Genomic DNA, 14,289 nt, shown 5'->3' with positions numbered 1-14,289 from the left:
GCGGCGTCCTTCCCCGGGCTCTCGCCCACCTTCCCTAACAAGTGTTTGGTAGGTTAGCGTGGCGCTATGACAGACGTCGAGACTCCGGCCTACGTACCGGGGCACGGCCTGCTGAAGGAGCGCACCGCCGTCGTCACCGCCGCCGCCGGTGCCGGGATCGGCGGGGCCATCGCGCGCCGGTTCCTGGAGGAGGGCGCGCGGGTGCTGATCAGTGACGCCCATGCGCGCCGGCTGGGGGAGCACCAGGCCGCGCTGGCGGATGAGTTCGGGGACGACCGTGTCCGCGCCCTGCCCTGTGACGTCACCGACGAGACACAGGTCCGGGCGCTCTTCGACGAGGCCGTCGGGCTGCACGGCCGCCTCGACGTCGTCGTCAACAACGCGGGCCTCGGCGGCACCGCCGACCTCGTCGACATGAGCGACGAGCAGTGGTCCAGGGTGCTCGACGTGACACTGAACGGCACGTTCCGGTGCACCCGGGCGGCACTGCGGCTGCTCAGGGAACAGGGCGGCGGCGGTGTGATCGTCAACAACGCCTCCGTCGTCGGCTGGCGCGCCCAGGCAGGACAGGCCCACTACGCCGCGGCGAAGGCCGGTGTCATGGCGCTCACCCGCTGCGCGGCCATCGAGGCCGCCGCCTTCGGAGTGCGGGTCAACGCCGTGTCGCCGAGCCTCGCCATGCACCCGCACCTCACGCGGGTGACCTCGCCCGAACTCCTTGAGGAGCTGACCGCCCGCGAGGCCTTCGGCAGGCACGCCGAGCCGTGGGAGGTGGCCAACGTGATCGTTTTCCTGGCCTCCGGCTACTCCTCGTACATGACGGGCGAGGTCGTCTCGGTCAGCAGCCAGCACGCCTAGGACGACAATGACCCCGTGCCTACCAAGAAGAAGCCCCAGGTGACCGCCGCGAGTGGGCGCGCGGCCGCCGCCGCTCCGGCCCGCCGCCGCGAACTCCTCGACACCGCCGCGGAGGTCTTCGCCGAGCAGGGGTACAACGCCACGACCGTCCGCAAGATCGCGGACCACGCCGGGATGCTCGCGGGCAGCCTCTACTACCACTTCGACTCCAAGGAATCGATGCTGGAGGAGATCCTGCGCACCTTCCTGGACGAGCTCTGGGAGGGCTACGACACCGTCCTGGACGCCGAACACGGCCCCCGGGAAACCCTGGAAGCCCTGGTCACCGAGTCCTTCCGGGAGATCGACCGGCACCGCGCCGCCGTCGCGATCTACCAGAAGGAGTCCAAGCAGCTCGCCCCGCAGGAGCGCTTCGCGTTCCTCGCCGAGTCGCAGCGCAGGTTCGAGAAGGCGTGGCTGTCCACGCTGGAGAGAGGCGTCGCCGCCGAGGTCTTCCGGGCCGACCTCGACATCCGGCTCACCTACCGGTTCGTGCGCGACACCGTCTGGGTCGCCGCTTCCTGGTACCGGCCCGGGGGGCAGCACAGCCCGGAGGAGATCGCCCGGCAGTACCTGTCGATGGTCCTCGACGGGATCGCCGTACGTGAATAGCCCTTCTCAATAAGGGAGTTGACATGTCCGAGGCCTACATCGTCGAAGCGGTCCGCACGCCCGTGGGCCGGCGCAAGGGAGGCCTGGCCGCAGTCCATCCGGCCGACCTCGGGGCGCATGTGCTGAAGGCGCTGGTCTCCCGCGCCGGGATCGACCCGGCCGCCGTCGAGGACGTCGTCTTCGGCTGCCTGGATGCGGTGGGGCCGCAGGCCGGGGACATCGCCCGCACCTGCTGGCTGGCGGCCGGACTGCCCGAGGAGGTGCCGGGCGTGACCGTCGACCGACAGTGCGGCTCCTCCCAGCAGGCCGTGCACTTCGCCGCCCAGGGCGTCCTGTCCGGCACCCAGGACCTGGTGGTCGCCGGCGGCGTCCAGAACATGACGCTGATCCCCATCGCCTTCGCCTCCCGCCGGGCCGCCGAACCGCTCGGCCTCACCGAGGGCCCCTTCGCGGGCAGCGAGGGCTGGCGGGCGCGCTACGGCGACCGGCCCGTCAACCAGTTCCACGGCGCCGAACTGATCGCCGGGAAGTGGGGGATCACCCGGCGCGATCAGGAGGAGTTCGCTCTGCGCTCGCACCTGCGGGCGATCCGCGCCATCGACGAGGGCCGCTTCGCGCGCGAGACCGTGGCCTACGGAGAGGTCACGGTCGACGAGGGCCCGCGCCGCGACACCTCACTGGAGAAGATGGCCGCCCTGGCCCCCGTCGTCGAGGGCGGCACGATCACCGCCGCCTGTTCCTCACAGGTCTCCGACGGGGCCGCCGCGATGCTGCTCGCCTCCGAACGGGCGGTCCGGGAACACGGGTTGACGCCCCGCGCCCGCGTCCACCACCTCTCCGTGCGCGGCGAGGACCCCATCCGCATGCTGTCGGCGCCCATCCCCGCCACCGCGCACGCCCTGAAGAAGACCGGCATGACCATCGACGACATCGACCTCGTCGAGATCAACGAAGCCTTCGCCCCCGTCGTCCTCGCCTGGCTCAAGGAGACCGGCGCCGACCCCGACAAGGTCAACGTGAACGGCGGCGCCATCGCCCTCGGCCACCCCCTGGGCGCCACCGGCGTGAAGCTGATGACGACCTTGCTGCACGAACTGGAGCGCACGGGCGGGCGGTTCGGACTCCAGACGATGTGCGAAGGGGGCGGGCAGGCGAACGTCACGATCATCGAGAGGCTGTGAGCCGCGCCAGGTCCCGCACCGTCCTGTCCGCCTCGGAGACGATCCGCTCCACCAGCTCCGCGCACGAGGGCAGGTCGTCGATCACCCCGGCGACCTGACCCGAGGCCATCACCCCGAGATCCGTACGCCCGTCCACCATCGAGGACTTCAGGAGCATCGGGGTGTTCGCGGCGAGCAGGACCTGGCTCCAGGACAGGTCCTTGCCGTGGCGCAGGGCTAGCCCGTCGCGGATCATCCGCGGCCAGGACAGCCCGGAGATCTTCCGGAAGGCCGCCGCTCGCCGAACCGCCTGCAGCAGAGCCCGCGTTCGGCCCGACCTTTCGAGCGCGTCGACGAACTCCGTGCGCAGCATGCGGTGCGGCAGACCGTCCACGGCCGTGGTGACCGTGATGTCCTTGACCGTCGCCGCCAGGTACTTCGCCTTCACCGCGTCGGGGACCGTCGAGTCGGAGGTCAGCAGGAAACGCGTGCCCATGGCGACCCCCGCCGCCCCGAACGCCAGCGCCGCGACCAGCCCGCGCCCGTCGTGGAAGCCGCCGGCCGCGACGACCGGGATGTCCACGGCGTCCACCACCTGCCCCAGCAGCACCGTCGTCGCCACCTCACCGGTGTGCCCGCCGCCCTCGCCGCCCTGCACGATCACCGCGTCCGCACCCCAGGCGGCCACCTTCTCGGCGTGCCGCCGCGCCCCGATGGACGGGATGACGACCACGCCCGCGGCCTTCAGCTCGGCGATCAGCTCGCGCGAGGGGGCGAGCGCGAAGGACGCGACGCGCACGCCCTCGTCGATGATGATCCGCACCCGCTCGCCCGCGTCGCCCGCGTCCGCGCGCAGATTCACGCCGAACGGCGCGTCCGTACGGGACCGGACCTCGCGTACGGCCGCCCGCAGCCCGTCGAGCGTCATCGTCGCGGAGGCCAGGATGCCCAGCGCCCCCGCGTTCGCCGTGGCGGACACCAGCCGGGGGCCCGCCACCCATCCCATGCCGGTCTGCACGATCGGGTGGCGGACACCGACGAGCCGGGTCAGGGCGGTCTCCATCAGCGCCCGGCCGGATCTGCGACCTCGCGGTCACGGGCGCGGGCCGGGTCGATGACCTCGCGGATCAACTCCAGCTCCCGGGAGGTCGGTTCGCGGGTGTACGGCACCTCGTCGGGGACGTGCAGGGCGAAGCCCGTCGCCGCCCGCACCTGCTCGACGGTGACGCCCGGGTGCAGCGAGGCGAGCCGCATCACGTGTCCCGGTGCGGCGAAGTCGAGGACGGCGAGGTCGGTCACCACGCGCGGGATGCGATGGAAGCGGGCCGTGCGCGGGTGCGCGGCCGCGCGGTCGTGGCCCACGCCGCACACCATGTCCACCGACTCGACGAAGACCCGTGGGGAGTGCCTCGCGACCCAGTAACTGGTCGGGTTGTTCAGGGTGTTGACCGGGGCGCCGCGCACACCGAGCAGCTGACGGGTGGGCCGGTCCCAGTCGCCGATGGAGGAGATGTTCTGGTTGCCGTGGCGGTCGAGCTGGCTCGCGCCCATCATCACGTGCCTCCGCCCGCCGGTCACCATCGTCAGATGCTGCCGATAGGGCAACCAGCCCTCCACCGTGCCGTCGAGGCCGACGAGCATCGCCTCGCCGTCGGTCAGCAGCAGATCGGGCGAGAAGGTCCGCTTGGCGAGTCGGGCGCCGAACGACGGGATCAGGCCCATGGGACTGGCGAGCACCTCGCCGTCGTCCCGCCAGGCCTCGGCGCAGGCGATCACGCAGTACTCGGCTCGGGTGACCCCCGTACCGGTCATGGCCGGCGCTCCTTCTCTTCCTGCTGCCACGCCCGCACGGCGTTCTGGTAGGCGTGCTCGTCGCCGTCGAGGAAGCGGTCGGCGAACTCGGCGTAGGGCGTGGTGGCGTACAGCTTCTGAAAGGGCTCGTCGCGTCCGTAGTCAGGGGCGCAGGACGTGAAGTGCGCGCCGTTCGGCGTCTCGACGACGCCCGTCACGCCGGACCGCTTGAGCAGCAGTGTCTGCGGCGCGGCCTCCTTCGTCAGCTCCGCCGTGTCGACGATCCGCTCGCACGAGACGTACGCGGCGTCCGCCGCCTCGCAGAACAGGTCGTCGAAGTACGGGTCGGGGCCCAGGTACTGGCCGTTGCCCAGCCGGTCCGCGCGGTTCATGTGGACCAGAGCGGCGTCCAGCCGCAGGGCGGGCATCGCGACGAACTCCTCCCGCACTCCGGACGACGCGTCCGCGTACGGTGAAGTCACCGTCCGCAGACCGGGGTTGACCCGCATCACGTCCGAGCCGATCCCGGCCCGCACCGGCAGGAACGGCAGCCGGTTCGCGGCGGCGTGCAGCCCCCACATGAACATCGCCTCGTCGACCTCCGTCAGCTCGAAGGCGCTGCGCTCGCGCGCCGCGCGGTAGTGCGGTTCGAGGGGGATCGAGTCGAGGGTCACGAAGGCGGTCACGAGCTTGCGTATCCGTCCGGCCGCGGCGAGCAGCCCGACATCCGGGCCGCCGTACGACACCACGGTGAGATCGGTGATGTCGGACCGGAGCACTGCTCTCACCAGGGCCATCGGTTTGCGGCGCGATCCCCAGCCGCCGATGCCCAGCGTCATGCCGCTCGCCAGCCGGGAGACGACCTCACCGGCGGTCATGGTCTTGTCGGCCACCTACGCATCCTCCTTTCCGAAGGTGTCGGGCTTCGCGAAGGTGTCACGGACCCGGTCGGCGAGCCCGCTGAGGTTCGCCTCGAAGGTGAAGCCCTGCTCGAAGCGGTAGCTGCGGCGTACGTCGACGGGGTCGATGCCGTTGATGGCCGCCTTGGCCAGCCGGAGCAGCTGCCCGTCCTTGGCGGCGATCTCACGCGCCAACTCCAGGGCTGCTGCGGGGAGTTCGTCGCGAGGCACGACCTTCCACACCGAGCCGTGCGCGTGCAGCTCGGCCGCGTTGGCGGTGCGCGAGGTGTAGTACAGGGCGCGCATCAGGTGCTGCGGTACCAGCCGGGCCAGGTGCGTGGCCGCGCCGAGGGCGCCCCGGTCCAGCTCGGGCAGGCCGAACGTGGCGTCCTCGCTCGCCACGATCGCGTCCGCGTTGCCGACCAGGCCGATCCCACCGCCCAGGCAGAAGCCCTGGACCGCCGCCACGACCGGCACCTCGCACTCGTACACCGCCGCGAACGCCTCCGCGCATCCGCGGTTCGCGCCGATCAGCGCGCGCTGTCCACGCGCCTGGATCTCCTTGATGTCCACCCCCGCGTTGAAACCGCGGCCGGTCGCCGCGAGCACCACACAGCGGATCTCCGGGTCGCGGCCCGCGGCGCGCACGGCCTCGGCCAGCTCGAACCAGCCGCGCACCGGCAGCGCGTTCACGGGCGGGAAATCGACCGTGACGACGGCAACTCCCTTGCCGGGGGCCGAGTTTTCCGGTGAGGAGGTGGAGACACCCATGGGCGCATCAGCTACCTTTCCACCTAACGTTTGTTAGGTGGAAAGGTAGCAGCGAATGGAGTGGAACGGGAAGGTCGTGGTCGTCACGGGCGGCACGCGGGGGATCGGTGCGGGGATCGCGCGGGCCTTCGCCAAGGCAGGTGCCCGGGTCGTGGTCTGCGCGCGCCACGCCCCCGAAGCCCCGCTGGACGGCGTCGAGTTCACCCCCGCCGATCTGCGAGATCCGATCGCCGTGCACGACCTCTTCGCCGCACTGCCCCGGCTCGATGTCCTGGTCAACAACGTGGGCGGCACGCCGTACCGGCTCCTCGCGCAGACCGATGCCGAGCGGCACGCGCGCGTGATCGAACTCAACCTCCTCGCACCGCTGACCGCCTCGCTCGCCGCGTACGACCTCCTGCGGCGCGCCAGGGGCTCGATCGTGATGATCGGCAGCGTGAGCGGGACCCGGCCCTCGCCCGGTTCGGCGGCGTACGGGGCGGCGAAGGCGGGCCTGGACAACCTCGCCCGTTCCATGGCCGTCGAGTGGGCCCCGGACGTCCGGGTCAACACACTCGTCGTCGGCATGGTCCGCACCGAGCAGGCACACCTGCACTACGGGGGCGAGGACGCGATCGCCGCCGTCTCGCGCACCGTCCCGCTGGAGCGCCTCGCCGAGCCCTCCGACATCGGCGAGGCCGCCGTCTTCCTCGCCTCGGGCGCCGCCGCGTACATCAGCGGGGCGAGCCTGCTGGTCCACGGAGGCGGCGAGCGACCCGCCTTCCTCGACGCCGCGACCGCCAACAAGGCGAACCACGAAGAGACCGGGGAGAGTTGAGATGGGATCTGCACCGCTGCTGTGCGAGGGGCGGGTCGTGGTCGTCACGGGTGCCGGCCGCGGGCTCGGCCGGGCGCACGCGCTCGCGTACGCCGCCGAGGGCGCGCGTGTCGTCGTCAACGACCTCGGCGTCGGCCTCGACGGCTCGCCGGGCCCGGGCAGCCCCGCCCAGCAGGTCGTGGAGGAGATCCGCGCGGCGGGCGGCGAGGCGGTGGCCCACGGCGGCGACATCGCGACGGCCGAGGGCGCCGCCTCGCTCGTCCGTACCGCCCTGGAGACGTACGGCCGCCTCGACACCCTGGTCAACAACGCGGGCTTCCTGCGCGACCGGATGCTGGTCAACCTCGACGAGGACGACTGGGACGCCGTGATGCGCGTTCACCTGAAGGGGCACTTCCTGCCGCTCAAGCACGCGGCGGCGCACTGGCGGACCGAGGCGAAGGCGGGCCGGACACCGCGGGCCCGCATCGTCAACACCAGTAGCGGAGCAGGGCTGTTGGGCTCGGTCGGACAGGGCAACTACAGCGCCGCCAAGGCCGGGATCATCGGGCTGACCCTGGTCGCCGCGGCCGAGACGGCGCGGTACGGGGTCCAGGTCAACGCGATCGCGCCCGCGGCCCGCACCCGGATGACCGAGGACGCCTTCGCGGCGACCATGGCCGCCCCCGGCTCCCCGAACGCCTTCGACGCGATGGCCCCAGAGAACGTGTCCCCGCTGGTGGTCTGGCTCGGCTCCGACGCCTGCGCCGGTGTCACCGGACGCGTCTTCGAGGCCGAGGGCGGCCGTATCACCGTCATGGAGGGCTGGCGCCCGGGACCGAGCGCCGACAAAGGGGCCCGCTGGACGCCCGCCGAAGCGGGCGACACCGCCGTCAGGCTGCTCGCCGGGGCGGAGGTTCCGGGGGTGGTGTACGGCGCACAGTGAGTCGTGCGATGTGCGTACGGCATACGGGAGTTGTGCGTCGCACTGGACCGCGCACCGCCGCGCTGGGGAGGATGCCCGAAGGGGGCGGCGACACGGGGAGGGGACTCGGGGTGGGCGCAGCGGATCCCTCGGCACGAGCAGGACGAGCAGGACAGGCAGCGGGAGCAAGGGGACCAGCGGGAGCAGCGCGAGCACGTCACGGAGCGCGCGTACAGCCCGTCGACGTTCCGCTGCTCGGCCGCACCGACAGCCTCGCCCTCCTGGACGCCGCCCGCGAACTGGCTCGCGCCGGGCACCCCCGACGCGTCCTCGTCGAAGGCCCCGCGGGCGTCGGCAAGACTGCCCTCGTACGCCACTTCCTGCGCGGCTGCCCCCGCGTCCTGTACGCGGCCGGGGAGGAAGCCGAGTCCCACCTGGCCTTCGGCGTACTCGAACAACTCCTGGGCGCGAGGTCGCGCTGGGCGGACCCGCCGGCGGCGGGCGCGGAGCTGCTGGAGGCGCTGGACGCGGAGCAGGACGCGATCGAGGAGAACGGGGAGGAGAACGGGGAGGGGTCGGTTGCGGGTGCGCCGGTCGCCGTCGTCCTCGACGACGCCCAGTGGGCCGATCACCCCTCGCTCCAGGCGCTGGCCTTCGCCGTACGGCGGTTGCGGGCCGACCGGGTGCTCGTGCTGGCCGTCGTGCGGGATGCCGCCGATCCGGGTCTGCCCGCCGGGACACGACGCCTGTTCACGGCCGATGACGTCGTACGGGTACGGCTCGACGGACTCGACCCGGCTGAACTGAAGCTGCTGAGCGGGGAGTTGGGCGTACCCGGGATGACCTCCCGCGCAGCCGTACGTCTGCACGCGCACACCGGCGGCAACCCCCTGCACGTAAGGGCCCTGCTGGAGCAGGAGGGCTCCGGGCTGCTGGAGGCGCTCGCGGAGCCGGACATCACCCCGCCCGCCCCCAAGTCGTTCACCGCACTCGTACTGACCCGCCTCTCGGCGAGCCGGCCGGCGACCCAGGCCCTGGTCTGCGCCGCGGCGGTACTCGGCGCGCACTGCGCGCCGGCGGACGCGTGGGAGGTCGCGGGGGCGGGCCGGGGCGGTGCGGTGGGATCGCGCCGACCCGGAGGGGCCGTCGATCCCGCTGATCCCGACACCGCCGAAGCCCCCGGAACCGCCGAGACCCCCGGTACCCCCGAGGGCCCCGAACCCCCCGTCACCCCTTATGGCCTCGACGCGCTCGAAGCCCTCGAAGAAGCCGTGCGTGCCGGGCTGTTGGCCGAGGCTCCCGGGGACCCCCTGATCCGCTTTCCGCACCCCCTCGTCCACGCCGCCGTCTACCACCAGCTCGGTCCCTCGCGGCGGGCCGCGTTTCATCTGCGGGCCGCCGCCGTCGCCAGGGACGAGGCGGAGCGGCTGCGGCACCGGGCGCTGGCGGCCAGTGGTCCCGATGCCGGGCTTTCGGCGGAACTCGCCGCCCTGGGAAGGAGGTTCGCCGCAGAGGGCGCCTGGGCCGATGCCGCGGGACAGCTGACGACCGCGGCGCGGCTCTCCGCGGACCCGGGGACGTACGAGCAGTGCACGCTGGAGGCCGTCGAGTGCAGGCTGCTCGCCGGTGACGTACCGGATGTCGGCGAAGTCGCCCGCGAGACAGCACGGTTCGCGCCCGGCGGATGGCGCAGCTATCTGCTCGGACGGCTGAGCCTCTTCGATCTCGGCAGGGCCGAGGCGCTGCTCACCGACGCCTGGCACCGCTGCGACCCGAGGACCGAACCGGTGCTCGCGGCGCGCATCGCGGGCCAGTTCGCCGCGCTGCACGGCAGCATGGCGCACGGCACCGAAATGGCCGAGTGGGCCGAACTGGCGCTGCGGCTCGCGCCGGACGACACCGCCACCGACATGATCCGCTACCTGCGGCTGACCGGCCTCGCGATGAGCGGCCGGGCCGCGACCGCCCTGGGCGCACTCGGCCCGCTGCCCGACCCGGCGGTGGCGACCCCGGCCCAGCTGGAGGAACTGCTCGGCCGCGGCAGCCTGCGCGAGTTCACCGGCGATCTCACGGGCGCCGTAAGGGACTTGACCGGGGTCTTCGGTGCCTGTCACGGACGGGCGGCCTCCTTCCGGGTGGTCACCGCGACCTCGCTCGCCTCCGCCGAGTACCGCGCAGGCCGCTGGGACGACGCCACCGTCCACACCGACCTGGCCCTGTCGCTCGCCGCCGACACCGACCAGCCGCACATCGCCCTGTACTGCAGGATGCTCGCCACGCTGGTGCACGCGGCGCGCGGCGCGTTCGGCAGGGCGCAGGCCCACGCGCGCGTGGCCGGCGACTACGCCCGCGGGGGCCATGTGAACCCCACCCTGTGGGCCGCCCTCGCCGAAGGCCACCTCGCCCGCGCCCAGGGCCGCCCGGCGGACGTCGTCATCGCCCTGGAGCCGCTCCTCGGCCTCGGCCCGCGCGGCGACTTCGAGGAACCCGGGACCGTGCCATGGGCCGACGTGCTCGCCGACGCGTGGTCCGCGCTCGGCGACGAGAAGCGCGCGGCACAGGTCCTCGCCCCGTACGAGGTCCTCGCCGCCCAGCGCGGCCACCACGGAGCGCTGCTCCTGGCCGCCCGCGCCCGCGGCACCCTGGAGGCGGCGCGCGGCGACAGCGCGGCCGCCGAGCGCGCGTTCCGCTCCGCGCTCAAGCACGCCGTCCATGTCGAGGCCCCCTTCGACCGTGCGCTGCTGCACTTCGCCTACGGCGGTTTCCTGCGCCGTACGGGCAAACGCACCCGGGCGGGGGAGGAGCTGCAGCGGGCCCGCGACCTCTTCGTACGGCTGGACGCCCGACCCGATCTGGAGCGCTGCGAACGGGAGTTGGCGGCGTGCGGGGTGCGCCCCGCCGACCGGGAGCCGCGGATGCGCGGCGCCGCGCTGCTCACCCCGCAGGAGCTCGCCGTCGCCCGCCTGGTGGCGTCGGGGCTGACCAACCGGCAGGTGGCGCGCGAACTCGTCATCAGCGTGAAGACCGTCGAGTACCACCTCGGCCGCATCTTCCCCAAGCTCGAAGTCGACTCGCGCACCCGGCTCGCGACCCGGCTGGCCGAGGAGCCCTGACCGCGCAGCCCTGCGCGCGAACCCCGGGATTTCCCCGGGGCGCACCCCAGGGCGCCCGAACGCCTGTGTCCGTACCGTCGGTTGGGCTGCGCGTACGCAATCCGTCGCGGAGCGACTGAAGTCAGGCTGTAGTCAGGCTGTAGTCAACGGGGGACCAACAGCGATGACCGACACCTTCCACCACCTGGTGCCCGCGACCGCGCACGCCCAGGTGCGGGCCGTGGCCGAGCGCGTCGTCCAGGAGCTCGCACTCACCGCGGACAAGGTCGCCGTACATCACGCGGAGCCCGCGCGGTATCCCCTGCCCGCGGACGAGAGCGCCGCGGAGCACCTGATCGCCAGGCGCTTCGAGGGTCTCTCGGAGGAGGAGAAGAGGCGTGCGGCCGCCCGGGCACTGGCCGACCTGGACGGCGGCCCGGGGCGTGCCGCGCGCCTCGGCGAACTGGTCCGCGTCGACCTGCGCTCACCGGCGTCCGTGGACGCGCAGGCGAAGCGGCTGGGCTTCCCGGACCGGCTGAGGTTCCCCGTGGACCACCTGAGGAAGCTGCCGGCTTCTCTCCTCCCCGAGGAGTCGGCGCCCGTCACCGGCGAGGGCGACGGGTGGGTGTACGAACCGCTCCGGCGTTTCCACTGGTTCGGCCTCGACGAGGTCGCCGAGTACCCGAGGACGTACTTCGTCACGCTGGTGCTCGCCGACATCGAGTGGCTCGGCCTCGCCGAGTACGTCCACCAACTCCTGGACCTGGTCAGGAGGAGGGTTCTCGGCGGGCTCTCCGCCGCCGTGGGCGAGCCGGTCGGCACCGCGGGCGGGACCGCGAGTGTCCGCGTCGGCATGGCCGTCGGCGCGGCCGTCGGCTGGGTCCTCGACCGGCTCAAGGGGCTGTACGGCGACGAGGTGTTCCGGCCGGTCACGGTCGGCACCGTGCTCCCGGCGCCGCCCGCTCACCATTGGCCGAACCCGTCGTCGACCAGGGCTGCGGCGGCCACTGTCGGCAGACGTACGACTGGCGCGTGTTCGACCGGGTTCCGGGTCGCGCGCCAGGTCGAGCCCCCGACCGCGTGCCCGGCTGATCGCCCGGCGGTGCGCCCGGCCGGGGCGCGCGGAGCGGGACCGTGGCGGATACGGGGCTGCCACGGCCCCAGGGGGAGCGGGACCGGAGGGTCGCTGCCTGTCTAGCGGGAGAGACGGGCAGCGGCCTTCCGCTGCCGGTCGGCCATGACATCGAGGAAGCGGATCACGGTCTGCAGTTCCTCCGTGCTGAACTCCTCGCAGGCCTCGACCACATCGCGTGCCCAGTCCTCGAAGAGGACGGCCAGTTCGGCGATCTTCCGCTCGTTCAGTTCGACGACCACCCGTCGCTTGTCGGTGGGGTGCTTGACCCTCTCGACGAAGCCCTTGCCCTCCAGCCGGTCGACGAGGCCCGTGACGGAGGCGGGGGCCAGGCCCGTGCGCTCGGCCAGGTCCTTCGCGGTGAGCGGGCCGAACCGCTGGAGCAGGTCGAGGGTCTTGGTCTCGGTGGCGTTCAGGCCCTGCTTCTCGGCGACCGCCGCATGGAACATCACCGTGACGCCGCTGTGCTCGCGGCCCACGGTCATGAGCTGCTCCAGGGTCCTGGCCCGCCGTTCGGCGTCGCTCGGCGCGCCCTTCGTACTCCCCGCGCCCTCGTCGACGTCTTCGTGCTTGTCGCTCGTCCTGCTCGCTCCGCTGCCCATGAGGTCAGGCTAACAAATATTTCGTTCGGTCGAACTAAGTACTTGCGCCCGGAGTGGATCGATGCAAGTCTTTCGTTAGTCCGAACGAAATAAATCCAGGGAGCCCTGATGTCCACGAGCCTCGCCGCGCCCGCCGCCGCCCCGCCGACGGCCGACCCGTACCCCCGCCGCTGGGCCGCGGCCGCCGTGATGATGATCGCGGCGCTGATGGACCTGCTGGACGGCACGATCGTGAACGTCGCCCTCCCGTCCATCGGCCGTGACCTGCACGCCTCGCAGAGCGCCCTGCAGTGGCTGGTCTCCGCGTATCTGCTGGGCTTCGCCGCCGCCCTCATCGTCTCCGGCCACCTCGGGGACCGGCTCGGGCGCAGGAGCCTCTTCCTCGCCGGTACGGCGGGCTTCGGGCTGGCGAGCCTCGGGTGCGGGATCGCCCAGACGCCCGGCCAGCTGATCGCGGCGCGCGCCGCGCAGGGCGTGATGGCCGCGGTCCTGATGCCGCAGGTGCTCGGCTCGTTGCGCACGCTCTTCCACGGCAAGGAACGTGGAGCGGCCTTCGGGATGTACGGCGCGATGGCCGGATTCGCCTCCGCCCTCGGCGTGCTGCTCGGCGGACTGCTCACCGACGCCGACCTGTTCGGCTGGGGCTGGCGTTCGGTGTTCCTGGTGAACGTGCCGGTGGCCGTCGCGACCCTGGTGGCAGGATTCGTCCTCGTTCCCTCGACGCGTGAGCGCTCCGCCGGGCGACCGGACGTACGGGGGAGTCTGGTGCTCGCCGCAGGCCTGGTCGCGATCGTCCTGCCGCTGGTGCAGGGGCGCAGCAACGGCTGGCCGCTGTGGGGCTGGGTCTGCCTCGCCGCCGGGGTGCTCGCGGTCGTCGGACTGGGCGTGGTCGAGGCACGCCGGCGCGGCACGGCGACGGTGCCGCTGCTGCCCGCACGGGCCTTCCGGCTGCCCGCCTTCTCCGTGGGCGTCCTCGTCCAACTCCTCTTCTCCATCGGTATGCAGGGCTTCTTCCTGGTCTTCGCGATCTGGCTGCAGGGCAGCGAGGGCTACACACCGATGCAGGCGGGTGTGGTCGTGGTCGCCTTCTCCGTGGGCGGGTTTTTGACCGCGCCGGTGGCCGACGTGCTGGCCGTGCGGTTCGGGCGCCTGGTGCTCGCGGCGGGCGCGCTGATGATGGCGGGCGGGTTCGGCTGGGTGTGGTCCGCCGTGGCCGACTCCGCCGCCGCGCACACCGGGGCGTGGCCGCTGGTTCCGGGACTGGTCATGGCAGGGGCCGGGCTGGGGTTCCTGGTCGTGCCGCTGGTGAACGTGGTGCTGTCCGCCGTACCCGCGGAACTCGCGGGCGGGGCCTCCGGGATCTTCTCCACCGCGCAGCAGTTCGGTGGGGCGCTGGGGGCCGCGGTGATCGGGACGGTGTTCTTCGGGCACGTGGGGGAGGGGCTGACGGGGGCGGTGACCGCGGCGATGCCGTGGGTGGTGGGCGGGTTCGTGGTCTGCGCGGGGCTGTGCGGGGCGTTGCCTCGGCGGGGGGTTTCGCAGGAGGCGTGACGCGGGGTCCGTACGGGGGTGGGGGCGCGGGGCCTGTCGGGTCCCGCGCCTTCATGCGAGC

The 14,289-nt window shown here is 72.8% G+C and carries 13 protein-coding genes; 8 read left to right on the top strand and 5 right to left on the bottom strand.

Annotated elements, in window-relative coordinates:
- The first annotated feature begins 66 nt into the window (after positions 1-66).
- Genes ACN6LB_RS28570 through ACN6LB_RS28560 form a run of 3 tightly spaced genes read left to right on the top strand, consistent with a single transcriptional unit; the run spans position 67 to position 2,690 of the window.
- Complete coding sequence (locus ACN6LB_RS28570; protein WP_445028392.1) at positions 67-858, top strand: SDR family oxidoreductase; 792 nt, start codon at positions 67-69, stop codon at positions 856-858.
- A 15-nt stretch (positions 859-873) separates the two neighbouring features.
- Complete coding sequence (locus ACN6LB_RS28565) at positions 874-1,509, top strand: TetR/AcrR family transcriptional regulator (RefSeq protein ID WP_356140163.1); 636 nt, start codon at positions 874-876, stop codon at positions 1,507-1,509.
- Between the two features lie 23 nt (positions 1,510-1,532).
- Positions 1,533-2,690, top strand: a complete 1,158-nt coding sequence (locus ACN6LB_RS28560; protein WP_356140162.1) for an acetyl-CoA C-acetyltransferase — start codon at positions 1,533-1,535, stop codon at positions 2,688-2,690.
- Here ACN6LB_RS28560 and ACN6LB_RS28555 read toward each other — a convergent pair.
- From ACN6LB_RS28555 to ACN6LB_RS28540, 4 genes are read right to left on the bottom strand one after another with little or no spacing between them, the layout of a single operon-like run.
- Entirely contained in the window at positions 2,674-3,732 is a 1,059-nt protein-coding gene (locus ACN6LB_RS28555; RefSeq protein ID WP_445028391.1) for an NAD(P)H-dependent flavin oxidoreductase, read from the bottom strand. The two genes, ACN6LB_RS28560 and ACN6LB_RS28555, sit on opposite strands and share 17 nt — an antisense overlap.
- Positions 3,732-4,481: a CoA-transferase subunit beta gene (locus ACN6LB_RS28550; protein WP_445028390.1), complete on the bottom strand. Its 750-nt coding sequence runs from the start codon at positions 4,479-4,481 to the stop codon at positions 3,732-3,734. Before ACN6LB_RS28550 ends, ACN6LB_RS28555 begins: the two co-directional genes overlap by 1 nt.
- Positions 4,478-5,353, bottom strand: coding sequence for a CoA transferase subunit A (locus ACN6LB_RS28545; protein WP_445028389.1), 876 nt, complete (start codon positions 5,351-5,353; stop codon positions 4,478-4,480). Before ACN6LB_RS28545 ends, ACN6LB_RS28550 begins: the two co-directional genes overlap by 4 nt.
- Positions 5,354-6,130: an enoyl-CoA hydratase family protein gene (locus ACN6LB_RS28540; RefSeq protein ID WP_445028388.1), complete on the bottom strand. Its 777-nt coding sequence runs from the start codon at positions 6,128-6,130 to the stop codon at positions 5,354-5,356.
- Between the two features lie 55 nt (positions 6,131-6,185).
- Here ACN6LB_RS28540 and ACN6LB_RS28535 point away from each other — a divergent pair, with 55 nt between their 5' ends.
- The 4 genes from ACN6LB_RS28535 (at position 6,186) to ACN6LB_RS28520 (ending at position 12,141) form a co-directional block, all read left to right on the top strand.
- Positions 6,186-6,947, top strand: coding sequence for an SDR family oxidoreductase (locus ACN6LB_RS28535; protein ID WP_445028387.1), 762 nt, complete (start codon positions 6,186-6,188; stop codon positions 6,945-6,947).
- Position 6,948: 1 nt separating this feature from the next.
- Complete coding sequence (locus tag ACN6LB_RS28530) at positions 6,949-7,872, top strand: SDR family oxidoreductase (protein ID WP_445028386.1); 924 nt, start codon at positions 6,949-6,951, stop codon at positions 7,870-7,872.
- Positions 7,873-7,982: 110 nt separating this feature from the next.
- Positions 7,983-10,964, top strand: a complete 2,982-nt coding sequence (locus ACN6LB_RS28525; protein WP_445028385.1) for an AAA family ATPase — start codon at positions 7,983-7,985, stop codon at positions 10,962-10,964.
- Positions 10,965-11,127: 163 nt separating this feature from the next.
- Positions 11,128-12,141 carry a hypothetical protein gene (locus ACN6LB_RS28520; protein ID WP_445028384.1) on the top strand — a complete coding sequence of 338 codons (1,014 nt, stop codon included), beginning with the start codon at positions 11,128-11,130 and terminating at the stop codon, positions 12,139-12,141.
- On the opposite strand, the gene ACN6LB_RS28515 is transcribed toward ACN6LB_RS28520, so the two are convergent.
- A complete protein-coding gene (locus ACN6LB_RS28515; RefSeq protein ID WP_445028383.1) occupies positions 12,138-12,677 on the bottom strand; it encodes a MarR family winged helix-turn-helix transcriptional regulator in 540 nt (179 codons plus the stop codon). The genes ACN6LB_RS28520 and ACN6LB_RS28515 overlap by 4 nt on opposite strands.
- 108 nt (positions 12,678-12,785) lie before the next feature.
- Between ACN6LB_RS28515 and ACN6LB_RS28510 the strand changes: the two genes are divergently transcribed.
- Positions 12,786-14,228 (top strand): MFS transporter, encoded by a 1,443-nt coding sequence (locus ACN6LB_RS28510; RefSeq protein ID WP_445028382.1) that lies wholly within the window; start codon positions 12,786-12,788, stop codon positions 14,226-14,228.
- The last annotated feature ends 61 nt before the right edge of the window (positions 14,229-14,289 follow it).

The organism is Streptomyces sp. SAS_270 (genome assembly GCF_052543295.1).
Note: the sequence above shows the minus strand (reverse complement) of the source record. Positions and strands in the feature narration are given on the sequence as shown.